Annotated in this window: 24 protein-coding genes and 2 pseudogenes; 16 read left to right on the top strand and 10 right to left on the bottom strand. The window is 68.7% G+C overall.

From position 1 onward, the window contains the following. The first annotated feature begins 54 nt into the window (after nt 1-54). The 7 genes and pseudogenes from BST40_RS10560 (at nt 55) to BST40_RS31595 (ending at nt 6,846) form a co-directional block, all read left to right on the top strand. A complete protein-coding gene (locus BST40_RS10560) occupies nt 55-1,185 on the top strand; it encodes a VOC family protein (protein WP_075545250.1) in 1,131 nt (376 codons plus the stop codon). Further along, nucleotides 1,182-2,120: a fumarylacetoacetate hydrolase family protein gene (locus BST40_RS10555; protein ID WP_075545251.1), complete on the top strand. Its 939-nt coding sequence runs from the start codon at nt 1,182-1,184 to the stop codon at nt 2,118-2,120. Before BST40_RS10560 ends, BST40_RS10555 begins: the two co-directional genes overlap by 4 nt. After that, nucleotides 2,120-3,673: a bifunctional 3-(3-hydroxy-phenyl)propionate/3-hydroxycinnamic acid hydroxylase MhpA gene (gene mhpA, locus BST40_RS10550; protein ID WP_241780129.1), complete on the top strand. Its 1,554-nt coding sequence runs from the start codon at nt 2,120-2,122 to the stop codon at nt 3,671-3,673. The genes BST40_RS10555 and mhpA overlap by 1 nt, the downstream gene beginning before the upstream one ends. A 2-nt stretch (nt 3,674-3,675) precedes the next feature. Further along, on the top strand, nt 3,676-5,292 hold the full coding sequence (locus BST40_RS10545; protein WP_158084006.1) for an MFS transporter: 1,617 nt from the start codon (nt 3,676-3,678) through the stop codon (nt 5,290-5,292). Between the two features lie 23 nt (nt 5,293-5,315). Beyond that, a pseudogene (locus tag BST40_RS31600) lies at nt 5,316-5,582 on the top strand (PE family protein); the annotation flags it as partial. 42 nt (nt 5,583-5,624) lie between these two features. Next, a pseudogene (locus BST40_RS33200) lies at nt 5,625-5,705 on the top strand (PGRS repeat-containing protein); the annotation flags it as partial. Between the two features lie 91 nt (nt 5,706-5,796). After that, nucleotides 5,797-6,846, top strand: coding sequence for an alpha/beta fold hydrolase (locus BST40_RS31595; RefSeq protein WP_158084005.1), 1,050 nt, complete (start codon nt 5,797-5,799; stop codon nt 6,844-6,846). A 34-nt stretch (nt 6,847-6,880) separates the two neighbouring features. Here BST40_RS31595 and BST40_RS10530 read toward each other — a convergent pair whose 3' ends face one another. Both BST40_RS10530 and BST40_RS10525 read right to left on the bottom strand, forming a co-directional pair. Further along, nucleotides 6,881-7,534 carry a TetR/AcrR family transcriptional regulator gene (locus BST40_RS10530; protein WP_075545254.1) on the bottom strand — a complete coding sequence of 218 codons (654 nt, stop codon included), beginning with the start codon at nt 7,532-7,534 and terminating at the stop codon, nt 6,881-6,883. Nucleotides 7,535-7,674: 140 nt separating this feature from the next. Beyond that, nucleotides 7,675-8,766 carry a Zn-dependent alcohol dehydrogenase gene (locus tag BST40_RS10525; RefSeq protein ID WP_083154201.1) on the bottom strand — a complete coding sequence of 364 codons (1,092 nt, stop codon included), beginning with the start codon at nt 8,764-8,766 and terminating at the stop codon, nt 7,675-7,677. A gap of 101 nt (nt 8,767-8,867) precedes the next feature. Between BST40_RS10525 and BST40_RS10520 the strand changes: the two genes are divergently transcribed. The 4 genes from BST40_RS10520 (at nt 8,868) to BST40_RS10505 (ending at nt 12,801) form a co-directional block, all read left to right on the top strand. Continuing rightward, nucleotides 8,868-10,373 (top strand): aldehyde dehydrogenase family protein, encoded by a 1,506-nt coding sequence (locus tag BST40_RS10520; protein ID WP_083154200.1) that lies wholly within the window; start codon nt 8,868-8,870, stop codon nt 10,371-10,373. A 98-nt stretch (nt 10,374-10,471) separates the two neighbouring features. Further along, nucleotides 10,472-10,726, top strand: coding sequence for a type II toxin-antitoxin system Phd/YefM family antitoxin (locus BST40_RS10515; protein ID WP_240316438.1), 255 nt, complete (start codon nt 10,472-10,474; stop codon nt 10,724-10,726). Beyond that, nucleotides 10,719-11,132: a type II toxin-antitoxin system VapC family toxin gene (locus tag BST40_RS10510; protein WP_075545256.1), complete on the top strand. Its 414-nt coding sequence runs from the start codon at nt 10,719-10,721 to the stop codon at nt 11,130-11,132. Before BST40_RS10515 ends, BST40_RS10510 begins: the two co-directional genes overlap by 8 nt. 145 nt (nt 11,133-11,277) lie before the next feature. Further along, nucleotides 11,278-12,801 carry a molybdopterin-dependent oxidoreductase gene (locus BST40_RS10505; protein WP_083154198.1) on the top strand — a complete coding sequence of 508 codons (1,524 nt, stop codon included), beginning with the start codon at nt 11,278-11,280 and terminating at the stop codon, nt 12,799-12,801. Here the strand turns inward: BST40_RS10505 and BST40_RS10500 are convergent. The 4 genes from BST40_RS10500 to BST40_RS10490 form a co-directional block, all read right to left on the bottom strand. Next, nucleotides 12,788-12,994 (bottom strand): hypothetical protein, encoded by a 207-nt coding sequence (locus BST40_RS10500; RefSeq protein ID WP_075545257.1) that lies wholly within the window; start codon nt 12,992-12,994, stop codon nt 12,788-12,790. The genes BST40_RS10505 and BST40_RS10500 overlap by 14 nt on opposite strands. 73 nt (nt 12,995-13,067) lie before the next feature. After that, nucleotides 13,068-13,283: a hypothetical protein gene (locus tag BST40_RS30065; protein WP_158084004.1), complete on the bottom strand. Its 216-nt coding sequence runs from the start codon at nt 13,281-13,283 to the stop codon at nt 13,068-13,070. After that, complete coding sequence (locus tag BST40_RS10495) at nt 13,280-14,437, bottom strand: HNH endonuclease signature motif containing protein (RefSeq protein ID WP_142276721.1); 1,158 nt, start codon at nt 14,435-14,437, stop codon at nt 13,280-13,282. The genes BST40_RS30065 and BST40_RS10495 overlap by 4 nt, the downstream gene beginning before the upstream one ends. Nucleotides 14,438-14,635: 198 nt before the next feature. Continuing rightward, entirely contained in the window at nt 14,636-16,072 is a 1,437-nt protein-coding gene (locus BST40_RS10490; protein WP_083154197.1) for an FAD-dependent oxidoreductase, read from the bottom strand. Between the two features lie 348 nt (nt 16,073-16,420). Here BST40_RS10490 and BST40_RS10485 point away from each other — a divergent pair, with 348 nt between their 5' ends. The 5 genes from BST40_RS10485 (at nt 16,421) to BST40_RS10465 (ending at nt 21,299) form a co-directional block, all read left to right on the top strand. Continuing rightward, entirely contained in the window at nt 16,421-16,684 is a 264-nt protein-coding gene (locus tag BST40_RS10485) for an antitoxin (protein WP_075545260.1), read from the top strand. Then, on the top strand, nt 16,681-17,076 hold the full coding sequence (locus BST40_RS10480; RefSeq protein ID WP_075545261.1) for a type II toxin-antitoxin system VapC family toxin: 396 nt from the start codon (nt 16,681-16,683) through the stop codon (nt 17,074-17,076). Before BST40_RS10485 ends, BST40_RS10480 begins: the two co-directional genes overlap by 4 nt. A gap of 79 nt (nt 17,077-17,155) precedes the next feature. Further along, nucleotides 17,156-18,349 carry an amidohydrolase family protein gene (locus tag BST40_RS10475; protein WP_075545262.1) on the top strand — a complete coding sequence of 398 codons (1,194 nt, stop codon included), beginning with the start codon at nt 17,156-17,158 and terminating at the stop codon, nt 18,347-18,349. Between the two features lie 9 nt (nt 18,350-18,358). Next, on the top strand, nt 18,359-20,083 hold the full coding sequence (locus BST40_RS10470; protein ID WP_075545263.1) for an N-acyl-D-amino-acid deacylase family protein: 1,725 nt from the start codon (nt 18,359-18,361) through the stop codon (nt 20,081-20,083). Then, nucleotides 20,076-21,299: a cytochrome P450 gene (locus tag BST40_RS10465; protein ID WP_075545264.1), complete on the top strand. Its 1,224-nt coding sequence runs from the start codon at nt 20,076-20,078 to the stop codon at nt 21,297-21,299. Before BST40_RS10470 ends, BST40_RS10465 begins: the two co-directional genes overlap by 8 nt. Nucleotides 21,300-21,436: 137 nt before the next feature. Here the strand turns inward: BST40_RS10465 and BST40_RS10460 are convergent, their stop codons facing one another. Genes BST40_RS10460 through cobC form a run of 4 tightly spaced genes read right to left on the bottom strand, consistent with a single transcriptional unit; the run spans nt 21,437 to nt 25,477 of the window. Then, complete coding sequence (locus BST40_RS10460; protein ID WP_075545265.1) at nt 21,437-22,561, bottom strand: bifunctional RNase H/acid phosphatase; 1,125 nt, start codon at nt 22,559-22,561, stop codon at nt 21,437-21,439. Continuing rightward, nucleotides 22,558-23,295 (bottom strand): zinc ribbon domain-containing protein, encoded by a 738-nt coding sequence (locus BST40_RS10455; RefSeq protein WP_075545266.1) that lies wholly within the window; start codon nt 23,293-23,295, stop codon nt 22,558-22,560. The genes BST40_RS10460 and BST40_RS10455 overlap by 4 nt, the downstream gene beginning before the upstream one ends. After that, nucleotides 23,292-24,428, bottom strand: coding sequence for a Nif3-like dinuclear metal center hexameric protein (locus BST40_RS10450; RefSeq protein WP_083154195.1), 1,137 nt, complete (start codon nt 24,426-24,428; stop codon nt 23,292-23,294). The genes BST40_RS10455 and BST40_RS10450 overlap by 4 nt, the downstream gene beginning before the upstream one ends. Then, a complete protein-coding gene (gene cobC, locus BST40_RS10445; protein ID WP_083154193.1) occupies nt 24,425-25,477 on the bottom strand; it encodes an Rv2231c family histidinol phosphate aminotransferase CobC in 1,053 nt (350 codons plus the stop codon). Before cobC ends, BST40_RS10450 begins: the two co-directional genes overlap by 4 nt. Nucleotides 25,478-25,501: the final 24 nt, after the last annotated feature.

Below are 25,501 nucleotides of genomic sequence, written 5' to 3'. Positions count from 1 at the left end.
ATGATAGCTTCGTGAGTGAAGATATCGTCAGTTTCTAGTTCTGGAGGATGTCTGGTGACATACGATCTGGCTGCCCACAACAATTTGCACAGCGAGCAGGGCGCTCGCGCAGGCGAGCACCCCGGACGTTCGCGCAACCCGGTGATCAAGGTTCACGACATCGCCTGGCTGGAGTTCGAGAAGCCCGACCTGAACCGCGCCGGGGCGTTCGCTGCGGCGTTCGGCTTCGCCGTCTCCGCACGCACCCCCGACGAGCTGCAGCTGCGTGGGACCGACGCCGGATCGCCGTGCATCCTCATCCGGCGCGGCCAGCGGTCCCGACTGGTCGGCGCGGCATTCACCGCCCAGGACAAGGACGACCTGCTGCGACTGTCCGACGCAACCGGACGGACCCCCCAGCGGCTGCCCCAAACGCTCGGCGGCGTCTCCGTCGACCTGACCGATCCGGGCGGGCTCACGGTCCGCGTGGTGGCAGGCACCCACCCGTTGGAACCGCTGCCGTCACCGCCGCCGCACACCTTCAACACCGGGCACGAAGTGCAGCGCGTCAACGCCACCCAACGGCCGCCCCGGCGCCCGGCCACCGTGCAACGGCTCGGACACCTGGTCCTGCAGACCACCACCTACCTGCAGACACTCAACTGGTACCTCGACACGCTCGGGATGATCGTCAGCGACTTCCTGTACTACCCGGATCAACGCAACCGCGGACCGGTCATGAGCTTCATCCGCTGCGATCGCGGCATGACGCCCACCGACCACCACACGCTGGCGCTCACATTGGGTCCGGCCAACCGCTACGTGCATTCCGCCTATCAAGTCTGCGACCTGGATTCGCTGGCAGCCGGCGGGCAATACCTGGCCGACTGCGGGTATCGCCGGTCATGGGGTATCGGCCGCCACATCCAGGGCAGCCAGCTCTTCGACTACTGGCGCGACCCGGAAGGGCTGCTCGTCGAGCACTTCACCGACGGCGACATGTTCGACTGCACGCTGGAACCCGGCTGGGCGCCGTTCACAGCTTCCGGCCTTGCCCAATGGGGCCCGCGCGCGACCAAAGACTTCCTCGGTGCCGACCTCAAATCCCTACCGCGAGAAGCGCTGTCGATGCTCCGCGGCTTGCGCGCCGACAACGAATTCGATTCCCGCCGGCTGATCGGCCTGATCAAAGCCGCCAACTCATGAGCGTCTCGATCCTGCGCACCACAGACGCCTGGTGGGTGCAAACCTCCGACGGCGCAACCAAAGTCGATACCGCCGCGGTAAGCACCGGCGAGTTGCTGGCCGACCGAGCTGACATCGACGCCGCCGCGACCGGCGGTGAGCGCGTCGGGGTGGACGGCCTGCGGCTGATGTCGCCGGTGACGACGCCCTGCCGGGTGGTGGCGCAGATGACCAACTTCGCCTCACACGTCAAAGACTCCGGCATGGACCCGAATTCGACTCCGCTGACCTTCTTTCGCAAGGCGTCGGGTTCGATCAGCGGGCCGTTCGATGACATCGTCAAGCCGGCACACGTCCAGTTCTTGGACTACGAGGTCGAGATCGGGTTGGTCATCGGCCGGGAGTTGCCCGTCGGCACCACCGTCACAGCCGCCAATTGGACCGACTACGTCGCCGGCCTGGTGGTGGCCAACGACGTGTCGGCACGCGACATTCAGCTCCCCAAAACACAGTTCTACGAAGCCAAGTCGTATCCGACGTTCACCCCGGTGGGCCCCGCGCTGGTGCTGCTGGATGCCGGTGAGCTCGGGCGCTTCGGCGAGTTGCGGCTGCGGCTGCGGGTCAACGGTGAACTGCGCCAAGACATGCGGGTGGCCGGCGACATGATCTATTCGCCGCTGCAGGCCCTGCAGGGGCTGGCGCGGTTTCAGCACCTGCAGCCCGGAGATCTCGTACTGACCGGCACCCCGGTGGGCACCGCGCTGTCCGCTCCCGCGAAACCCGTCCAGCTCGTCAGTTCGCTACTGCCGCCCGCGGTCAAGTGGAAAGCCTTCTTCAAACGCCAACTGGGCAATCCCAAGTACCTGCACGACGGCGACGTCGTCGAGGCCACCGTCGCCACCGACGACGGCGCGATCGACCTCGGCACCCAACGTACGGCGGTGCGCTACCAGTGATCACTGCACCCGAATCCGTGCCGGTCGCCGTCGTCGGCGCCGGGCCTACCGGGGTCACCGCGGCCACCCTGCTGGCCCAGTACGGCATCCCCGTCTTGCTGCTGGACCGGTGGGAAAGCGTCTACCCGCAACCGCGGGCGGTACACCTGGACGACGAGATCAGGCGGATCATCACCTGGCTGGGAATCGGTGACGAGTTCGCCGCGATCTCGCGCCCGGCCCTGGGGCTGCGGCTGGTCGACCCGGATCTGCGGACGCTGGCTCAGTTCCACCGCGATCCGGCGCACAGCGTGCACGGCTTTCCGCAAGCCAACATGTTCGACCAGCCGGAACTGGAAGAACTGCTGCGGGCAAACCTCAAGAAGCACAGCTGTGTTGCGCTTCGCGGCAACGCCGAAGTCACCGAGGTCAGCCAGCGCGAGCCCGGCCTGGTGCGGCTCAACTACACCGATCGGTGCAGCGGCGAGCAGCACGTCGTCGACACCGGCTACGTCCTGGGTTGCGACGGCGCCAACAGCGTCGTGCGCTCCTCGATCGGTGCCGTGCTGCGTCACCGTCGTTTTGCGCAACGATGGCTGGTCGTCGACGTGGCGACCGACGCCGCGATCGACCAGTGGGACGGGGTACATCAGGTCTGCAGTCCGCACCGGGCCGCCACCTACATGCGCATCGGTGAAAACCGGTACCGCTGGGAATTTCAGCTGCGGGCCGACGAGACCGCCGCTGACTTCGCCACCATGGCGAGCCTGTATCCACTGCTTTCCCCGTGGGTCAACGCGGTACCGGCCGACCGGCTGTCGGTGGTGCGGGTCGCCGAGTACACGTTCCGCGCCGCCGTTGCCAACACCTGGCGCCAGGGCAACGTCTTTCTGCTCGGCGACGCCGCTCATCTGACTCCGCCGTTCATCGGTCAGGGCATGGGCGCCGGAATACGCGACGCGGCCAATCTGGCCTGGAAGCTGGCCGGCGTGCTGACCGAGAACCTGACCGCCACGGTTCTCGACACCTACGAACAAGAGCGAAAGCCGCACGCGCAGCACATGATCGGACTGGCATTGGCCATGGGATGGTCCATGACAGCCGGCGGGCGGGCGGGCGACGCCGTACGCCGTGCCCTGGTGCCCCGGCTGCATCTGGTCCCGGGGCTGCGGTCGCTGTTCACCAACAGCCGAACGCCGGCACTACACAGCAACGCCTTGGTACACAAGACGTTTGACGGATGGCGTCACGCGGGAACGTTGTGCCCCAACGCAATCCTGCCGTCGGGCGAGCGGGTGGACACCGTGCTCGGGACAAAGTTTGCCCTCGTCACCACCAAGACACCCGATTCCCAACTGCGTGAGCGGCTTTGCGCGCTGGGGGCCGTGGTCATCGACGCACCGCCAGGCAGCGAACTTGCCCGCTGGTTACACCGCGGTGGGGTGACGGCGGCGGTCATCCGGCCCGACCGCACCGTGCTGCGCGCCGGTCGGCGGCTGTCCGCTTTGGTTGACGCGGTACCCCGATTTGCGTTGTCCGGCAACAGCAATAGCGCTGATTCTGAGAGGAGATGACGATGCGCAACGATCCCCGTGGTGTCGTGCTGGCGTGCTGCGGCGCGCTGGTGGTGGTCATGTCGGCGGTCGCCGGCGTCAACGTGGCGCTGCCCGACATCGCATTGGACCAAGGGGCCAGCGCGACCGATCTGACCTGGATCGCCGACGCCTACACAGTGGCGCTCGCGGCGCTGGTGCTGCCGGCGGGAGCCATCGGTGACGACTTCGGCCGCCGCCGCACCCTGATCGGCGGCACCCTGCTGTTCGGGCTGGCCAACGTGCTGGCGGCCGCCGCCGGCTCACCGCACACGATCATCATCGCCCGGGTGATCATGGGTATCGGCGCGGCACTGATCATGCCGAGCACGCTGTCGACGATCACTGCCGTCGTGCATACCGACCATAAGGGCCGCGCGGTCGGCATCTGGGCCGGATTCGCCAGTGCGGGATCGATTATGGGGCTGCTGATCAGTGGCCTGCTGCTCGAACACTACTCATGGCGCTCCACCTTCATCGGCACCGCCGCGATGGCCGCGGCATCGCTGCTCGTCACGGTGGCACTGGTGCCCAACACCAAGAGCGCGGAGGAACCCGCGCCCGACTTCCCCGGGGCCGGTCTGAGTGCCATCGGGATCGGCGCGCTGGTGTACGGCATCATCGAAGGCGCCGACCATGGCTGGACCCATTCCACAGTGGTTGTGGCTTTCGTCGCGGCGGTGTCGGCGATGACCCTGTTCGTCGTCCACGAGTTGCGCGTTGCGCGCCCGATGCGGGATCCGCGGCTGTTCGCCGACGGCGGCGTCAGTTCCGGAACGGCGGCGCTGATCATCCAATTCCTGGGCACCTTCGGCTTCTTCTATGTCGGGCTGCAGTACATCCAGCTGATGCTCGGCTATGGGCCGCTCAAGTCCTCGCTGGCGATGCTGCCGATGGCCGCAGTCGTCCTTCCGGTTTCCGCGATAGCCCCGAAACTCGGTGAGCGCGTTGGCAATCGGCTGGTAATCGCCGCGGGGCTGGCCTGCATGGTTGCCGGCTTCGCCGTGCTGGCCCGCCTCGGCACCGCCTCCACCTACACCGATCTGCTGATCGGCATGCTGGTCTTCAGCGGCGGCCTGGCCTTGTCGGCCACCCCGGCGACCAACACCATCGTGGACTCGCTGCCGCCGGACAAACAAGGCGTCGCCTCGGCGATGAACGACGTCACTCGCGAACTGGGCGCCGCCCTGGGCATCGCGCTGCTCGGCTCCCTGTTCAGCGCCGGTTACCGTAATCACCTCAGGCTGCCGGCGGCGGTGCCGCAGCAAGCGGCCGGCACCATCCGCGAATCACCCGCGGCCGGCATGCACGTCGCCGCCGACCCGCAACTGGGCGCGCTGGGCCCCAACGTCAACGACGCCGTCCGCGATGCCTTCGTCACCGGCCTGTCGCACGCCTTCACCGCAGGCGCCGTCATCACCGGTCTGACGCTGGTTCTCCTGCTGGTGTTCCCGCTGCCGCGACGCGGACGGCACCGCAAGGCGCGGCGTCTGCCTGCGCCGCCGAGCCCGTCGTGGTGGCTGCCGCTGGTGCGCGGCCAGCTGCAGAGAATTCCCCTGCCCACCAAATCGCCAACGCCGCAACGAATCAGCGAGCTCTGAGCTGATCTGATCGGAGGTCCGAAATGTCCTTTGTGAACGCGGCACCGGAAACAATCTCGGCAGCGGCGGCGGACCTCGCCAGTATCAGCACGACGATCGGTGCGGCCAACGCAACGGTTGCGGTCTACACCACTCGGTTGGCGGCGGCAGGGGCTGATGAGGTGTCGGCGGCACTCGCAACGTTATTCGGGTCGCACGGCCGGTTATATCAGGCGGTCAGCCTGCGCGCGGCGGAGTTTCATGAGCAGTTCACGCAGGCGTTGGCCGCGGCATCAATTTCATATTCCACCGCTGAAACGACCAGCACGGCATTGATGCACGACGCGCTCAGCGTGCTGAACGCACCCTCTCAGGCGCTCCTGGGGCGTCCGCTCATCGGCAACGGCACCAATGGCGGCCCAGGGCAAAAAGCGGTGCTTGAGGCAATCCCGTTTCGCCGCCGTAGCCGGCACGGGCGTTTTGCCGAAAGAGCAACGCAGCAAACCCTCTACGAGAGGAACCAGAATGACAACTCAAGCCGATTTCGCGTACACCGAACCGCCGCAGCGGGTGATCAGCAAACTAGACGACGGGCCGGCGCATGCCGTGCGGTCCGCCGAGGAGATCGTGGCCGGGTTACCCGACACGTCCGCCCGGACGCACCACGACGGTGACCTCGAGCACCTCGGTGCCGTAACGGCCGTGCACCGGTTCGTCGACGCACCGGGCGACAGCGAAACCGTCAGGTGGCACTTCGTGGAATCCGGCGCCGCGTCGGACCCGACGGTGGTGTTCCTGCATGGGCTGCCCGACTCCTGGTGGCAGTGGCACTATGCGCTGGAAGGGCTCGGCCGCCGCTATCACTGCCTGGCCGTCGACCTCAAGGGTTACGGCCAATCCGACAAACGCAGCGGTGATTACCGGCAGGCCGGCGTCGCGGCGCAGCTCGGCGCCCTCCTCGACGAACTCGGTGTCGGCGAATTCATCCTGATCACCCATGACCGCGGCAGTCCGGTCGGTGATCATCTGGTCGCGGCAATGGGTGCGCGGGTGCGGGGATACGGTCGTGGCCAGCAACATCTTTGGCATCTGCACCCGCGACTGCATCCCCAGGAAAAGCTGATGCAGTCGGCGGAGGCGCCGGCGATGCTGCGCGAGGCCCGGCGGTTCGTGACGACCGTCTATACCTGGCTCGCCGAGCGGCCCGTGGCCCGAGAAGACCTGATTCGCACCATCGAGGAGTTCAGCCACCCGGGGATCGCCACCGCGGTCCCCCGCTACTTCCACTCGTCGTCGTTTCGGCAGGAGTGGGTGGATCGGCGGAGCCGGCTCATCCGGGCCTGGACGGCTCCGGTGCTGCTGCTGCAGGGCGCTCATGATCCGCTGCAGCCACGCGAGTTCTACCGGGAGCCAGAGCTTTTGGCGATGCTGCCGCCGGGCAGCGGCGTGCACCTGTTCGACACCGGTCACTTCTGGCCATTCGAGGCGCCCCAGGCGACGGTTGACGTGCTCACCGATTTCTGCGACCGCGTGGCCCGGAAATCGTCGCCGGTAAGCAGCGGCACGCCGGCATAGTGCCGGGCCGCTTCCGGATGCGACCGCCTGCCGCTCAGACCACCGCGCTCACGCCATCGTCCAGAAAGGGCAACGGCCGCAGGCAAAGTCGATGCGCCTCCTCGGCGGGCATGCCGAACAGCCGCAGTAGGTTCTCGGCGACTTCGTCGGTGGCTTGGGCGGCGTCGCGTTCGGGCTGATCGCACAACAGTTGACCGAGTCCCAACAGCGCGCCGGCGGCAACCGCCATCGCCAGTTCCGGGTCTTCCACGTCGAACCGGCCGGCAGCTGCGGCCGCGGCGATATCCCTCTTGCTACGCGGCGCCAGGCCACGGTCCGAGGTAATCAATTCCAGCCCGTGGGAGAGCACGACACCGCTCTCCTCCGGGCGCCGGCGAAACATTCGGCCGGTCAGCCGGAAGCTGCGCGCGAAGGTCTCCGCGGGATCCTCGGACGCGTCCGCGATGGCGTCCAACAGTGCCCCGTGAGCGTCGAGCACCTCGTTGACCGCCGCCTGAAACAGTTCTTCCTTGCTGTCGAAGTGGTTGTAGAACGACCCGACGCCGACGTCGGCTGCGTGGCTGATGTCCTGCACCGGGACGTTGACCTTGCCGGCGGCGATGAATCGTTGTGCGGCTTTGATCAGGGCGGCTCGGGTGCGCTGCTTTCGACGTTCCTGACGGTTGGCCCGCCTGTCGGAATCATCCACGCAGCTTCTCCTCGTCCCAGGCCGATCTGGCTTTTGCCTCAATACCTCACTATTGACGATACACTCAGAAATCCTTGTGGGGGCGGATGCGTTGCGGCCGCGCCCCGCGCTGCTCATGCGGGGCCGGTAATAGCCCCGAATCAGCTCGGCGAGCCGAAGCAGACCACGTTGCGCGCCCCTCGCCCGGCGGCCATGTCGGTAAACGCCGCCTCGACGTCGTCGATGCCGATGCGTCGGGTCACCAGCGCCTCGATGTCGAGCCGGCCGCGCAAGGCTAGCTCGGCGAGCACCGGGATATCACGGGCCGGGTCGCTGGCGCCGTAGACGCTTCCCTGGATCTTCTTGCCGTCGGCCATCAGCATCAGTGCGGGCAACGTCACCGACTCGGTGAACCCGGCGGCGCCCACCAGCGTGACCGATCCGCCGCGGCGGGTGGCGTCGAAGGCGGCACGGATGGTCGCCGGCTTGCCGACCACCTCGATCCCGTGGTCGACGCCGGCGCCGCCGGTAAGGTCGCGGACTGCGCCGACGAGGTCGGCCGCACCGACGTCGACCGTGTCGATCGCGCCGTTGGCGGTTGCGGCCGGAAGTTGGGCAGCGTTGCGGTCGGCAGCGATGATCCGCGCCGCCCCGGCCAGCCGGGCTCCCTGGATCGCGGCCAGCCCCACCCCGCCGCACCCGATGACCAGCACACTTTCCCCGGGGCGGACCGCCGCGGTGCGCAGCACCGCGCCCACTCCAGTGGTGACCCCGCAACCGAGCAGCGCGGCGTGGTCCAGGGGCAGTGACCGGTCGACCGGCACGACAGCGGCGGCCGGCAGCAGGGTCTCTTCGGCCAGCGTCCCGGCGCCCATCTCCGGCCACACCGGGCCGGTCGGACTGTCGGCATACGGGCCGCCGAAGGCGTGCTTGAGGCCGTGTGGGCAGAGTTGGGTTTCGCCGCGCAGACAGTGCGGGCAGCGCCGGCAGGGCACGTTCCACGTCAGCACGACATGGTCGCCTGGGCTGACGGTGGTGACGGCGCCGCCCACCTCGGTGACGATCCCGGCGCCCTCATGACCCAGCGTGCAGGGCAGCAGCGCCGGCATGGAGCCGTCGCACACCGACAGGTCGGTGTGGCACACACCGCTGGCCTGAAGTCGCACCCGCACTTCGTGGTCGCCGAGGCGCCGCAGCGCGAGCTCCTCCACCGCCGTCGGTCGCCCGGCCTCGCGCAGCACCACCGCCCTCATGGGTCGGCACCTGTGATCCGTGTCATAGCGACTTACGATGGCGAGATAACCGCACCGGGTCAAGGTTGCCTCGGGCGTCGGGTGAGGAGAAGGGCCCCAAGATGAGCAAGACGGGATCAACGGTGATCACGCACGACAGCCACATTGCCGGCGAGGGACCGGTCTTGACGATCGGCGGGGAACCGCAGCCGGGTGCCGCGGGGACTTACCCGGTACACAATCCGGCCCGGCCGGCCGAGATCGTCGGCCATGCGCCGGCGGCAGACCGGGCCCAGCTCGACGCCGCGGTGTCGGCGGCACGGCGGGCAGCGCCGGCGTGGCGAGCGCTCAGCGTCGCCGAGCGGGCCGCCGCGCTCACCTCCGCGGCGGCCACTGCCGCCGAACAGCTGGTCGCGTCGGACGGCGCGCGGCTCTATACCCGTGAACACGGAAAAGTCCTCAGTGAGGCCAACTTTGAGATCAGCACCGGCCCGGGCCTGGCGGCGCTGATCGGCTCGATGGCCGAGGCGGCGCTGGCGTCGGAGCAGCTCGACCCGCGGTCGGCCTACCCGCGCCTGCAGCGGGAGCCGTTCGGCGTGGCCGCGCTGGTGCTGCCGTTTAACTGGCCGCTGGCGCTGACGATGACGAAGCTGACGTCGGCCCTGACGGCGGGTAACACCGCCGTCGTCAAGGTCCCGCCGACATGTCCACTGGCCGCCCTGCAGCTCGCCGGGGCGCTGGCCGCCGCACTACCACCGGGCGTGGTCAACGTGCTCGCCGGCCCGGGCAGTGACCTTGCCCAGGCGTTGGTCACTCACCCCGGCATCGACGTGATCTCACTGACCGGCGGCGTGGGCACCGGCCGCGCGGTCATGGCCGCGGCGGCGGCGCGGCTGACTCCGGTGTTGCTGGAGCTGGGCGGCAACGACGCGGCGATCATCGCCCCCGACCTCGCGGTCAGCGACGAGCTGGTGGAGCGGCTGGTGACGGCGACCTACACCACCGGCGGCCAGGTCTGTATGGCGATCAAGCGGCTCTACGCTCCGGTGCAACGGGCGGGCGAGCTGGCCGAGGCGGTGCTGGCCCGCTGTGAGCGGGAGGTGGTGGGCGATGGCCTCGCCGAGGAGACGACGCTGGGCCCGCTGCACACCGCGGCGGGGCGCAACCGGGTGACCGCGCTGGTCGGCGACGCCGAGGCGCGCGGCGCGTCGGTGCGAACCGCGGGGCGGATCCGCGAGGCCGACGCCGACGCGGCGGGATACTTCGTACTGCCGACCGTCGTCACCGATCTGGCGCCCGATTCGGCGCTGGCCACCGAGGAGCAGTTCGGCCCGGTGTTGCCGATCTTCGGTTACGACGACCTCGACGACGCCGTAACCGCGGCCAACGCAACCGAATTCGGTCTGACCGCGTCGGTGTGGACGGGTGACGATGCGCTCGCGGATCGGGTGGCGTCGCAGCTGGTGGCGGGCACGGTCAGCGTCAACTGTCACGGCTTGGCCGCCCAGGATCCGCGGCTGCCGTTCGGCGGCTGCGGCCAGTCGGGCATTGGCCGCGAACTCGGCATCGAGGGGATCCGGGCGTTCACTCAGGCCCGGGCATTCGTCCGGCACCCGGCGCCACGCTAACCCGAAGCGCTTGGGACCTTGGGGATTTGGGGCCTACCGACCACCGGCCTGTCAGCCAGTTCGCGGCGGGACGTAGCACGTGTGCTACATTCGGTGGGGTGGCCACCGAGATCACCCAGCGCGAGCTTCGCAACAACAGCGGAGAGATCATGCGCAAGCTGGACCAGGGCGAATCCTTCGTCGTGACCCGCAATGGGGTTCCCGTCGGCGAGCTTTCGCCACTGCGTCGCCATCGATTCGTCAGCGCCGGGGCGGCGGTAGCAGCGTTCAAGGGCGCTCCGCGCATGGAGTTCGAACGCCTCCGAGCGGACCTGGACGGGATTGTTTCCCAGGAGATTACGCCTCGTGGCTAAGCCTGCTCGTGCCGCCCAAGGCCTCATCGACACGTCGGTGGTGATCGACCTGGATCACATCGACGTCGGGCAGCTGCCACGCGAACTCGCCGTGAGCGCCCTCACCATGGCAGAGCTCGCAGCCGGCCCGCACGCGACGGACGATGCGGCAGAGCGGGCGCGACGTCAAGACCGCCTCCAACGCGCCGAGGCCACCTTCGACCCGCTGCCGTTCGACCGCGAGGCCGCGAGGGCTTACGGACGCATCTATGCGGCCATCGTCGCGACCGGCCGCAGGGCTCGGGGCCCGCGGGCCGTCGATCTGCTGATCGCAGCCACCGCCCTCGCGGCCGACCTGCCCCTCTATACCCGCAATGTCGACGACTTCCGAGGCATCGATCACCTCCTGACCGTCGTCAGCGTTTGACATCCGCCGAGGCCCGGGAGCATCGCGTCGGGCCGCCGACCGCCAGTACCGGGCCGCGGCTCGACGGCAGGATCCGGCTGTCACCGGTTCGCCTGCACACCAAGCTGTTTGCGGTCACTCAGGGCTACGCGCGTACAGTAATTCGATGGCTGTCGCCCCGTCCAATGAGCGGATGATCGCCGGGGTCGCCGCCGCGGCCGTCTCGCTCGGGGTGGCCCAGCTGGTAGGCATCCCGTTCGGTGCACGAGCCGATGCGCGTACCGCGATCGGCTCGGCCGTCGTCGACCTGACACCGGTGCCGGTCAAAGAGTGGGCGATTGCGACCCTGGGCGCTCAGGACAAACTCTTCCTGGCCGTCGCCGTGCTCGTGGTGATCGCCACGATCGCCGCAATCGCCGGGACCCTCGAGACGCAGCGCCGACCGCTCGGTAGCGCGGTGATCGCCACGGCGGGGGTCCTCGGCTGCGTCGCGGTGCTGTCCCGGCAAGGGGCGACGGCACTGGACACGATCCCCACCGTCGCCGGCACCGCCTGCGGCGTGGCGACCCTGCGCTTGGTTACCCGCCGGTTCGGGCCCGGCCCGAAGGAACCGGACCGGCCCGATAACGGCCGGCGCAGGTTGGTGGTGTTCGGATTGCTCGGATTCGGAGTGGCCAGTGGCGTGCTGGGTGCGGTCATCACGCGGTTGGTGCACTCGGTGGCCGGCGACCGCAACAGCTTTGCGCTCCCCCGACCGCGAACACCGGCGCCGCCGATACCTGCCGATGTGCAACCGAACGGCGTTGCGCTACCAAGCTTTGTCACCGCCAGCGCCGACTTCTACCGGGTGGACACAGCGCTCAGCGTTCCCCAACTCAGCCACGGCGACTGGCGGCTGCGCATCCACGGCATGGTGGACCGCGAAACCACCTACAGCTTCGCCGACCTCGCCCGCTTCGACGTCGTCGAAACGGTGACGACACTGACCTGTGTTTCGAATCCTGTTGGCGGCAAACTAATTTCGACTGGCGTCTGGACCGGATACCGGTTGGCCGATCTGCTGGCCGCGGCCGGTGTGCACCCCGACGCCGACATGGTTCTCTCGACCTCGATCGACGGGTTCACCGCCGGCACGCCGGTGGCGGCGCTCACCGATGGTCGCGACGCCCTGCTGGCGGTCGGCGTCAACGGTCAGCCGCTGCCGATCGAGCATGGCTACCCGGCGCGGCTGGTGGTGCCCGGCCTCTACGGATACGTGTCGGCCACCAAGTGGGTCGTCGACTTGGAGCTGACCCGCTTCGACAGAGCCAAGGCGTACTGGACGCGGCACGGCTGGGCGGCACAGGCGCCGATCAAGACCGAGTCTCGGATCGATGTGCCGAAAAATGGTCAGCGGGTGCCGGCGGGACCGGTGGTGTTCGGCGGTGTCGCGTGGGCCCAGATTCGTGGCGTGCGGGCCGTGGAAGTCCGCATCGACGACGGCGCATGGCAGCCCGCGCAACAAGGCGCGAGCTATTCCAACGCGACGTGGCGGTTGTGGAGCTTTCCCTGGCAGGCGAAAAGCCCTGGGAAACACACCATCACCGTGCGCGCCATCGACAACACCGGAGCTGTCCAAACCGCGGATCAGATTGATCCCGTCCCGGACGGCGCCACCGGCTGGCACACGGTGGCCTTCACCGTGGTCTAGCCGACAGTTTCCGCCAACTGAACACCGCGATGACGACGCCGATCAGCGCGGTGATCGGGCCGATGATGGACCAGGTCGTGGTGTTGCTCATTGGGCTACCCCCAAGCACACCGAATCCCTGCAGCGCCCAGATCAGACCGAACAGCGCGACCAGCAACCCGATCGCGAACGTGACGACGAAAGTCCTTCTCATCCTGGGATGCTACGACCCGCAGTGAGTTCGGGCATCAGCGATTTCGACGTGGAGGGACGACAGCCTCTGCGCGTCAATCGGGGTGATCGTCGTCGCGGTCGCTGAGGAATCGTTCGGGGTGGTGGTACGGGTTGGTGCGGGGCTGTCCGCGATCGAGGTGCGCCGGCGGTATCCATTCGGTGTCGCCTCGGGTGTTCTTGCGGGTGCGCCAGCCTTCTTCGGCGAGTCGGTTGTCGACTCCGCAGGCCAAGGTCAGCTCGTCGATGTCGGTGCGGCGGGTGGCCTTCAACCTTGCACGTGGTGGACTTGGCTGTGGTAAGCGGGGGCATCACATCCCGGTTTCGTGCAGCCTCGATCCCTGGCGTAGAGGACGATTCTCTGTGCGGGGGAAGCTAGGCGCTTGGTGTGATACAGCGCAAGCGCCTTGCCGCGATCAAAAATGGCCAAATAGTGGTGGGCGTGGCCTGCCCAGCGGATCACATCCGACATGGGCACCAAGCTGCCCCCGCCCGTCAGGCCCTTCCCGGAGGCGGCCTCGAGGTCGTTGAGGGTGGTGGTCACCACGATCGACACGGGTAAACCGTTGTGCTGACCCAACTCCCCCGACGCCAACAGCCCCCGCAATCCGGCAAGGAAGCCGTCATGGTTCCGCTGAGCCTGACTGCGGGTGTCGCGGCGCACCGCATCCTCATCGGGTGTCTCGTCCACGACGGCGGTTTGCTCGTCGGGGTTGCACGCCCCGGGGGCGGCCAGCTTGGCCAACACGGCCTCAACGGCGGCCCGCAACTCCGCGGTCAGCATGCCGCTGATCCGCGACATCCCGTCGAATTCCTGTTTCCCCAGCATGATCGCGCGCTTGCGGGCCCGCTGCTGCTCGCGCAATTCCCCGTCGGGGTTGAGCCAGTCCATGATTCGCTGGGCGTATTTGACCAACTCGTCGGGGCGATAGCTGCTGGCTCTGGGGGCCAGATCGGCGTCGGCGGCCTCCCGGGCGGCCAGGGGTCCACCTCGGCGGGCAGGTGGGCGAAGAAGCTGCGGATCACCCGGATGTGCTCTGCGCCGATCAGGCCGTCTCGTTGGGCGGCCGGCCGCGGTGGCGGACAACTGCGGCGCCAACCGCTCACCGGCCAGCGCCCGCCGCGGCCCGAGGTCAGCCGCTTCGTCGATGCGCCGCCCGGCCTCGACCTTGGTGATGCGCAACCTGTCGGCCAGCGCCGAACGCAGCGTGCCGCCCAGCTCTTCCTCGCCGGCCTGCGCGCCGAGCTGATTGATCAGCGCAAGCTGCGGGGTTCGCAGCCGCCGCGCCGCGCACTCCAAACGCTCCAGCGCACGCAATCGCTCGGGGGTGGTGAGCACCTCAAAAGACAACTCACACAACCGGTCCAGCTCCGCATCGAGCGCGTCGAAGACCTCGACGACGTCGTCACGACTGCTCGAACCCATGCCTGAAATCTTACGAACACCCACCGACAAGAATCGCCGCCATGTGACCACTGAAACCACAGTGACACAAGGGATTACAGAGATCCGAGGGCCCAGATCCGTCGGATCCACCTAGTGGCACCGCGACCGAAACAACGCAACCGGCATATGGTTTCGGCGACCATGGTCCGCCCGCGACGGCCGACGCAGACTGGCCGGCTACAAATTCATCCCGGAGAACATAACCCGGCCAGGATCATATTTCTGCCGTACCGCACTCAGCCGGGCCAAATTCGGGCCGAAGTACCGTGACGGCGGCTGGCCTGCCTCAAGATAGTTCACATAGCCGCCGACCGAATACCGTTGCACCGCTTGGTGTGCGGTGTTGAGCCAACTGGTCGCCGCCGCCGGGGAACCGGCGTTTTCGACGTACCACTGCACCAGCGCGCCGTGCCGCCGCCACGGAAAGGCGGTGGCCCCCGGCGCCACACTGGCAAGGGAGCCGTCGAGGGCATGCATGATCGCCAACATGCGGCCCGCGTCGCGGGGAAAGGCGTCGACCGCCGCGGCGATCCCGGCAGCGACGGCCGGGTTGACGGTGGGAAAGACATCGGATCCGCCGACATACCCAAGCGGTGACGGGTTCAGGTTGTTGACGGCCAGATATCGCACCAGGTCCAGGTAATTGAAGGTGTGGTTCTCGGTACCGGTCGGTTGCGCGCCGGCGGCTGCCGTGATGGCGTTCGCCACGGCGCCACCGGACCCGGCCGGACAGGTCGCGAGGATACGGCAATGCGTACCAAGCGCATCGGTGGTGCTGTCGGCCAGCGCCCAGCTGTTCCGGTCGGCGGTACGCAGCCAGTTCTGCCAACCGACCAGGACCTGCGCGAACGACTGCGGTGGGAAATTGAGGTTCACCACGTCGACGTCTTTGGTGGCGAAAGTGGCAAAGGTCAGCGAAGTCGTCACCCCGAAGTTGCCGCCACCGCCGCCGCGCAGCGCCCAGAACAGGTCGGGATTGCTGGTCGCTGACGCGGTGACCGTCTGGCCGCTGGGTAGCACCACCGACGCCGATGTCAATTGGTCACACAGCAGACCCGCGTGCCGGGAATTGGCGCCCAGACCGCCGCCCAGGGCGTGTCCCGCGGCCCCGACTGTCGGGCAGGTACCCGTCGGGATGCCGCGGCCGACTTCGGCCAGCGCCTCGTGTATGGCGTACAAACCCGTCGCGGGCGCCACCGTGACCTGCCCGGTGGCGGCGTCGTAGTTGACTCCCCCGGGCAGCTGGCGTAGGTCGAGCACCATCACACCGTCGGCCGTGGACGCCCCGGTATAGGAGTGTCCGCCACCGCGCGCAGCAACCTTGAGATTGTGTGCGGCGGCGAAGGCCATCGCCTTCTGCACGTCGGCCGCCGATGCCGGGGTGACGATCACCGCCGGTGTCGAGCCGTTGTAGTTCGTGTTGAAAACCTGTTTGGCCGCCGCGAATTGGGGGTCGTCCGGGCGTACCACCCGGCCACCGACGGCCGCCGCCAGACCGTCCAAACCGGAGGCAGCGGGCTCCGCGGTAGCCCGGACCGGGCCTAGAACCGCGCCGGCGGCCAATGCCCCGGCGGCACCCCGCAGAAACATCTGACGCGAGAATTCACGAGCCAACGTCGGGCTCCGCCGATTGCGTCATGTCCGGCATTGTCGAGCATCGGGAACCCCGGTAGCGCATGACGTGTCGGGCCATGACCGGAACGTGCCCGAACCGTTACCCCCGCACGGACTCGCCCAATTCCACGACCACATCGACGACCGAGCACTCACGGATATGAACAACATGCTTTTCAAGATTCTGGCCACCCCCGATGGGTAGCCGGTGACGTCATGCCGCAGGCAATCGAGCCGGGCCACCGACTGGGCGCATGGCCTGCGCACCGATGTCGCGACACAGTTCGTCCCGAACCCGGTCCGACGACGGCCCGCAATACTCCGTTATGAGCTACTTATACTCATGCTATGAGTAAACGCCTGCAGGTCCTCCTCGACGCCGACGAATGGGAAGAACTGCAAAAGGTCGCGCGCCGGGATCGGACGACCGTCTCCGAGTGGGTTCGTCGCACCCTGCGGGAAGCGCGGGAGCGGGAACCGGGCGGCGATCTCGAGGCTAAGTTGCGCGCGGTCCGCACCGCCGTGCTTCACGAGTTTCCGGCACCCGACATCGAGCAGATGCTCGAAGAGACCGAACGCGGTTACCGGAAGCCGCCCGACGCAACACAGTGATCTTCGTCGACGCCAACATCCCGATGTACCTGGTGGGTGCCGCACACCCGCACAAGCTCGATGCGCAGCGCCTGCTGGAAGCCGCGCTCTCGGCCGGCGAACGGCTGGTCACCGACGCCGAGGTATTGCAGGAGATCTGCCACCGCTACGTCGCGATCAACCGGCGCGAGGCGATCCAGCCGGCCTTCGACGCGATCCTCGCCGTGGTCGACGAGGTGTTGCCGATCGGCCGCGCCGACGTCGAGCACGCGAAGGACACCCTGTTGCGCTATCCAGCCCTGTCGGCCAGGGATGCATTGCACGTGGCCGTCATGGTCCGGCACCACATCGCAACGCTCATGAGCTTCGGCCGCGGCTTCGACGCCTACCCGGGGATCACGCGACTGACCTAACCAGCCAACCTTATATTCATTGCATAGATAGCGCTAAAAGGCATTGACACCGCCGGAAAACCGACGATAGTCATCAAGTATGGCGCTGCTGCCAGACCCCGATCCCCGGCAGCGACAGCACGTCGTGATCTCGGTCGACGACCATGTCATCGAGCCGCCCGATATGTTCGCGGGGCGGCTGCCCGCCGCGCTGGCCGACCGCGCCCCGACGGTCGTCGAGACCGACGACGGGCGCCAGGTGTGGCGCTACGAGGGCCGGGAATACCCGAACATCGGGCTCAACGCGGTGATCGGCCGGCCGCGCGACGAATGGAGCATGGAAGCCGCCCGGTTCGACGAAATGCGCCGCGGCTGTTGGGATATCGACGCCCGCATCGCCGACATGGACCTCGCCGGCATCTGGGCGTCGCTGAACTTTCCGTCGCTGATCGCCGGGTTCGCGGGCACCGTGTTCTGGAAGAGCGACGACCTGGAGCTGGGGCTGGCCGTGCTGCGCGCCTGGAACGACTGGCACCTCGAGGCGTGGGCCGGCGCCTACCCGCAGCGGATCATCCCGCTGCAGCTGCCCTGGCTCGCCGACCCGCAGCTGGCCCCGGAGGAGATCCGCCGCAATGCCGCCCGCGGGTTCAAGGCGGTCAGCTTTCCCGAGTTGCCCGCGCAATGCGGCCTGCCCAGCTTGCATACCGGGGTCTGGGATCCATTCTTCGCCGCGTGCGAGGAGACCGACACGGTGTTGTGCCTGCACACCGGGTCGGCGCAGTGGGCGCCGATCCCCGCCTTCGACACCCCGTTCGAGACCATCACCACACTGTTCCCGGTCAACGGCCTGGTCGCCTGTGCGGACATGCTGTGGTCGGGCATTCCGGTGCGCTTCCCGCGGCTGAACATCACGCTGGCCGAGGGCGGCCTGGGCTGGGCGGCCATGCTCGGCGACCGCGCCGATTACGTTCTGGCGCACTCTGCTTCGGGCCACGAGGGCGGCTCGTGGAAAAGCGACCTGCTGCCCAGCGAGGTGCTGCGCCGCACCTTCTGGTTCTGCTCGATCGATGATCCGCACGCGTTCGGCGCGCTGGACGCGATCGGGGCCGACCGCATCCTCGTCGAAAGCGACTATCCGCACGCCGATTCGACCTGGCCCGACACCCAACAGGTCGTGGCGCGCAACGTCGCCGGCCTGTCGGCGGAGGACGCGGCCAAGATCACCCACCGCAACGCCGCACAGCTGTTCCGCCACCCGCTGCCCGACGACGGGTGGCTGATGGCCACCGGTTAGGAGGGGCCGATGCTCGACTTGTTGATCCGTGACGCCGAGATCGTCGACGGCACCGGCGCGCCCGCCCGCCACGGCGACGTCGGCGTCCGTGACGGGCGGATCGTCACCGTAGGAGAAAGCGATGATTCAGCGGCGAAAACGATTGACGCCCAAGGCCAGACGCTGGCGCCGGGATTCGTCGACCTGCACACCCACTACGACGCCCAGCTGTTCTGGGACCCGACCGCGAGCCCATCGGTGCAGCACGGGGTGACCACGGTCTTCGGCGGTAACTGCGGCTTCACGCTGGCGCCCGCCGCAGCCGACCAGCACGACTACCTCACCCGCATGCTGGCGCGGGTCGAGGGGATGCCGCTGGACGCGCTGCGCGCCGGCCTGGACTGGGGCTGGGCATCGTTCGGCGACTGGCTCGACCGCCTCCAGGGCCGCATCGCCGTCAATGCCGGCTTCCTGGTTGGTCATTCGGCGCTGCGGCTGGCGGCGATGGGTAACGACGCGGTCGGCGGCCAGGCCACCCTGGCACAGATCGACACTATGGTCGCGGTGCTGCACGACGCGCTGAACGCCGGCGCGCTCGGGCTGTCCACCTCGCAGTCACCCACCCACAACGATGGTTCCGGCCAGCCAGTGCCGTCGCGCAGCGCCTCCGGAGACGAACTGGTGGCGCTGGCCTCCGGCGTGCGCGACCACCCGGGCACGACGCTGGAGGCCATCATTCCCGGGTGCCTGTCCGGCTTCACCGATGACGACATCGCGCTGCTCACCGACATGTCCGTGGCCGCCGACCGGCCGCTGAACTGGAACCTGCTGGGTGTCTCGGCGGCCAACCCGGCGGGGCACGAAAAGCAGTTGCGCGCCTACGATGTCGCCGCCGAACGCGGCGGCCGGGTGGTGGCACTCACGTTGCCGCACGGCATGAAGATCCGGCTTTCGTTCCTGTCCGGTTTCGTGCTCGACGGGCTGCCCGGGTGGCGCGACATCATGCACCTGCCGGTGCCGCAGCGCCTGGCCGCGCTCGCCGACCCCGCGGTGCGTCGCCGGCTCGCCGAGGGCGCCGCCTCCAAGGAGGCGGGCATGCTGCGCGGCCTGGCGCAATGGGACCGGCTGGTCATCGTCGAGACGTTCGCGCCGGAGAACGCCGACGCCACGGGGCGCAGCGTCGGCGAGGTCGCGGCCGCCCGCGGCGGCGAGCCGTTCGACACGCTATTGGACATCGTGATCGCCGACGAGCTGCGCACCGGGCTGTCCCCGCCGCTGACCGGCGATGACGCCGCCGACTGGAAAATGCGCGCCGAGGTGTGGCGGCACCCGGGTGCGGTGATCGGCGGCTCGGACGCCGGCGCCCACCTGGACATGATGTGCGGCGCGATCTACACGACGTCGCTGCTGGGCAAGGGCGTGCGGGAGCACCGGGTGGTGACGCTGGAGGAAGCCGTGCGGTTGATCACCGACGTGCCGGCCCGGTTCTACGGGCTGACGCAGCGTGGCCGGATCGCGCCCGGCTGGCACGCCGACCTCGTGCTCTTCGACCCGGCGACCGTCGGCCACGGCCCCGAACGCACCCGCTACGACCTGCCGGCGGGCGCGCCCCGGTTGGTCGCCGACGCCCGCGGGATCAGCTCGGTGCTGGTCGGTGGGGTCGAGGTGTGCCGCGACGGCGTCGCCACCGGGGCGCTGCCCGGCACCGTGCTGCGGTCCGGGCGGGATACCGAGACGGTGTCGGCTCATGGCTGACCCGGCCCTCGACGAATTCGATCCGGCCGAGCTGCAGGGCGGGCTGCTCATGCAGGTCGAAAACGTGCACGAGCGGCTGCGCGAGGCACGCGCGCGACACCGGGTGATGCTCGGAAACCCCTTCACCGAGGTCAGGGCCGGGCAGATCGGCGATTTCGGGGTGACGGTGCTCGGCTACGACGAGTGCCAGACGGTGCTCACCCATCCGGATGCCTACTCCTCGTCGATCTACGAGCACATCATGGGCCCGGTCATGGGCCGCACCCTGCTGGAACTCGAGGGAGCCGAGCATCGGGCCAGCCGGGCGCTGGTGTCGCCGTCGTTCCGGTCCGCGCTGCTGGAACGATGGCGCACCGAGCTGGTGGAGGTGGTGGTCCATGAGCTGATCGACCGGTTCGCGCCACGCGGGCGCGCCGAGCTCGCCCGCGAGTTCGCCTTCGCGTTTCCGGTGCAGGTGATCGCGCGGATCATGGGCCTGCCGCGACAGGACTACCCGCAATTCCAGCGGCTGTCGATCGAGCTGCTCAATGTGGTCTACGACTGGGAGTGCGGGCTGGCCGCGTCGAGATCGCTGAAGGCCTACTTCACCGAAATCCTCGCCGCGCGCCGACGCAACCCGCAGGACGACCTGATCAGCACGCTTGCGGAGTCCGAGATCGACGGCGCACGGCTGACCGACGACGAGATCTTCGCGTTCCTGCTGCTGATCCTGCCCGCCGGAGTCGAGACGACCTACCGGGCCTCGGGCAACCTGCTGGTCGCGCTGCTCACCGATCCCGCCCTGCTGGACGCGCTGCGGGCCGATCGCGGGCTGGTCCGCGCCGCCTTCGAGGAGGCGTTGCGCTGGGAGCCGCCGATCACCACCGTGGTGCGGGTGGCGGTCGGCGACTGCGAGCTCGGCGGGATCGCGCTTCCGGCGGGAACCAACGTCAGCGTCAGCGTCGCGGCCGCGAATCGGGACCCGGCGCGCTATCCGGATCCGGACCGCTTCGATCCCGCCCGCACCAACATCGCGCACCTGACATTCGGTGGCGGCCCGCATCTATGCCTCGGCATGCACCTGGCGCGCATGGAGGCCGCGGTGGCGATCAACGCGCTGCTGGATCGGCTGCCGGGGCTGCAGCTGGACCCGAACGAGCCGACCCCGCATGTGGTCGGAGTCGCCTTCCGCTCACCGGCCGCGCTGCCGGTCGTCTTTACGCCGGCGCCGGCCTGACACCGGCCTCCCGCATGGCGCGTCGTCGGCGCGGCCAACTCACAGCTAACCCTTCGTCGAACGTGTACGTAGTGCGAAAAATTGCGCCGGATTTCGCAGTGAATACACGCTCGGGGCGGCTGGTGAACCAGACGGGGCTACAGATAGCCCGTCTGGTTCACCAGCCGCACCGACGACGCCCCATCGGCATAGAACTCGGCGATGCTCAGCGACGCCAGGTCAAGATGCAACCGGTACAGGACGCCCGCCCCGGCATCCAGCGCCAGCCGCAACAACATCTTGATCGGTGTGACGTGCGAGACCACTAGGACTGTGGCGCCCTCGTACCCGGCGATGATCCGGTCACGCCCGCGACGAACCCGCAGCAGCACGTCGTCGAAACTCTCCCCACCTGGGGGCGTGGCGCTGGTGTCACGCAGCCAGCGCCGGTGCAGCTCGGGGTCGCGTTCGGCAGCCTCCGCGAAAGTCATTCCCTCCCAGGCGCCGAAGTCGGTCTCGACGAGGTCGTCGTCGACGCTCACCTCCAGACCCAGGGCCCGGGCCGCCGTCGTCGCCGTGTCATAGGCCCGCTGCAACGGCGAGGACACCACCGCCGCGATCCCGCCGCGCTGCGCGAGATAGCGGGCGGCCAGCCCGGCCTGCCGCCATCCCACTTCGTTCAGCGCCGGGTTGCCCCGTCCCGAATAGCGGCGCTGCACCGACAGCTCGGTCTGCCCATGCCGCAACAACAGCAGCCGGGTGGCCGCACCGCGTCGGCCCGTCCATCCGGGAGCTGTCGGGGACTCGGTCGCCAGCTTGTGCGGCGGGTCGGCAACAGCCACCACCGGCACGGTCCTGTTGTCCCCACGGCGATCGGTGCGAACCGCGGCATCCATCGCTTCGTTGGCCAACCGATCGGCATACGCATTCCGCGACCGCGGCACCCACCCGTAGCTGATCCGGCGGAAGTGCCGTGCCAGCGCCTGAGCCTGCGCATGCAGTTCCACCAGGTCCGGGTGCTTGACCTTCCAGCGCCCGCACATCTGCTCCACCACCAGCTTGGAGTCCATCAGGACCGTTGCCTCGGTGGCGCCCAGCTTCACCGCGTCGTCCAGGCCGGCGATCAACCCGCGGTATTCGGCGACGTTGTTGGTGGCCCGGCCGATCGCCTGCTTGGACTCCGCCAGCACGGTCGAGCGGTCCGTGGTCCACACCACCGCGCCGTAACCGGCCGGCCCGGGGTTGCCCCGCGACCCGCCGTCGGCTTCGATGATGACTTTCACTGCTCAAAACCCTTGACCCGCAATAGGATTGCACCACATTCCGGGCACCGCAACACATCGTCGTCGGCGGCCGCCGAGATCCGGGCCAGCTCGCCGCGGCCGATCTCGATCCGGCAGGCCCCACACCGATGACCCTGCAACGGTCCGGCGCCCGGCCCTCCCCCGGCCCGCTGCCGCTCATAGAGGGCAACGAGGTCGGGATTCAACGAGGCGCTGAGTTCCTCGCGTCGCGAGGAACGTTCCCGGCGGGACTGCTCGAGTTCGGCCAGCGCGGCGTCCAGGGCTTGCCGGGCGCCGTCCAGCTCGGTGTGCAACTTCTCCAAGGCCGCCGACTCGGCGACCTGCCGGGCCTGCAGTTCCTCGCGGCGCTCCATCACCTCCAGCAGCGAATCTTCCAGGCTGGCCTGACGACGTTCCAGCGTCTCCAGTTCGTGCTGCAAGTCCGACAGTTGTTTGGCGTCCGTGGCGCCGGACGTGAGCAGCGACCGGTCCCGCTCCTCGCGCTTGCGCACCGCATCGATTTCTGCCTCGAATCGCGACACCTGGGTGTCCAAGTCCTCCATGGCGATTCGCACGGCGGCCAGCCGGTCACCGGCGGCGTTGTGCTCGATCTGCATCCGCTCGTAGGCCTCTCGCTGGGGCAGATGCGTGGACCGATGCGCGATCCGCGACAGCTCGGCATCCAGCTTCGCCAGTTCCAATAGCGAACGTTGCTGCGCCGCTTCGGCTTTCATGTCCCGTCTCCAGGTCTTGTTGCCATATTCCACGGATCGGTGCGGATGGTGGACACCCGCACCGGCAGCGACGCACCGAAATGGGACCGCAGCACGCCGGCGGCTTGGTCGCACCACGGGAATTCGCTGGCCCAGTGTGCGAGGTCGATCAGGGCCACGGGTGAGGACCGGCAGTGCTCGTCGGCGGGGTGGTGCCGCAGATCGGCGGTGACATAGGCCTGCACCTGCGCCGCGGCCGCGGCGCCCAGCAACGAGTCCCCGGCGCCGCCGCAGACCGCCACCCGCGAAACCGGCAGGGCGGGATCACCGGCGGCACGCACTCCCCAGGACGTCGCGGGCAGCGCCGCGCAGACCCGGGAGACGAAGTCGCGCAGCGGTTCCGGCCGGGGCAGTATGCCGATCCGCCCCAACCCGACACCGGCCGGCGGCGGCACCAGGGCGAAGATGTCGAATGCTGGTTCCTCGTAGGGGTGCGCGGCCCGCATCGCCGCCAGCACCGCGGCCCGCGCCCGCGCGGGTGCGACCACCTCCACCCGATCCTCGGCCACCTGTTCGACGGTGCCGACGACGCCGATTGCGGGCGATGCCCCCTCCAGCGCGAGGAACTGTCCGGTACCGGTAACGCTCCAGCTGCAGTGCGAGTAGTCACCGATGTGTCCGGCACCGGCGTCAAATACCGCCGCCCGCACCACATCCGCGGACTCCCGCGGCACGTAGATGACCCACTTGTCCTGATCGGCCGCACCGGGCAACGGGTCGAGCACCCCTTCGACGGTCAGGCCCAGCGCCTGCGCCAGCGCGTCGGAGACCCCCGGCGACACCGAGTCGGCATTGGTGTGCGCGGTGAACAGCGACTTGCCCGACCGGATCAAGCGGTGCACGAGCGCACCCTTGGGCGTATCGGCAGCCACGGTATCGACCCCGCGCAACAGCAACGGATGATGGGCCAGCAGCAGGCCCCCGTCGGGAACTTCGTCGACGACCGCCGCCGTCGCGTCCACCGCGACGGTCACCGAATTCACCACGTCGGCCGGGTCGCCACAGACCAGGCCGACCGAATCCCACGACTCGGCGAGCCGCGGCGGATACGCCTGGTCCAGCACCTCGATGACGTCAGCCAACCGCACACTCATCGGTCCCTCCCGCCGTGCCCGCAACCGATGGCCGCAACCAGCCGCGGCCACTCCGCGCGCACGGCCGCGCGCAGATACCGGTCGCCCAGGCCGACGAACGTATCGCAGCGACGCACCGCAATTCGCTTGTGGTGCAAGTCATTTCGGACTCTCTCGGCATCCGGCATGCCGAACAACACAAACGGTGCGCAACCGTTGACCACCGTGGCACCCACCGATGTCAGGCCGGCCACCATCGCCGCGCGCAGGGCCGCCAGCCGCTGGGCGCCGGCGGCGGCCTCGGCCACCGCTTCGGGCGCACAGCACGCCGCGATGGCCGCCAGTTGCAGCGTGCCCACCGGCCAGTGCGCGCGCCGCGCGGTCAGGCGGGCCAGCACCTCCGGCGCGCCGAGGGCATAACCCACCCGCAACCCGGCCAGCGACCACGTCTTGGTCAGGCTGCGCAGCACCAGCACATCAGCCAGGCAGTCGCCGGCCAGCGACTCCGGCTCCCCGGGAACCGAATCCGCGAACGCTTCGTCGACGACCAGGATTCGCCCCGGCCGCCGCAACGCCAGCAACTGCTCGCGGGTGTGCAACACCGAGGTCGGATTGGTCGGGTTGCCCACCACCACGAGGTCGGCCGCCTCGGGCACCGCCACACCGGCCAGGCCGAACGGCGGCTCGAGGACAACGTGGTCCACCGGGATTCCGGCGGCGCTCAGCGCCACCGCCGGCTCGGTGAACGAGGGCGCGATGATCGCCGCGCGCGCCGGAGCCAGGTTGGGCAACAACGCGAAGCCCTCCGCCGCCCCGGCCAGGGGCAGCACTTCGTCGCGGGTTCGGCCGTGCCGTGCGGCTACCGCCTGTCGCGCCCGGCGCACCTCGTCCGCGCTGGGATAGCGGGCCAGATCAGCCAGCCGGGCCGCCAGAACGTCGACAAGCCACTGCGGCGGTCGGGTGTCACGGACATTGACCGCGAAATCCAGCATGTCGGGCGCCACGGCCTGATCACCGTGATAACGCGCCGCGGCGAGGCAAATCGACGCGCTGTGATCCAGATCCGCCACCAGTGAAACACTAGTGCGCCGGTG

This window comes from Mycobacterium persicum (genome assembly GCF_002086675.1).
Classification (GTDB): Bacteria; Actinomycetota; Actinomycetes; order Mycobacteriales; family Mycobacteriaceae; genus Mycobacterium; species Mycobacterium persicum.
This window is presented reverse-complemented; position numbering and strand designations above follow the sequence as displayed.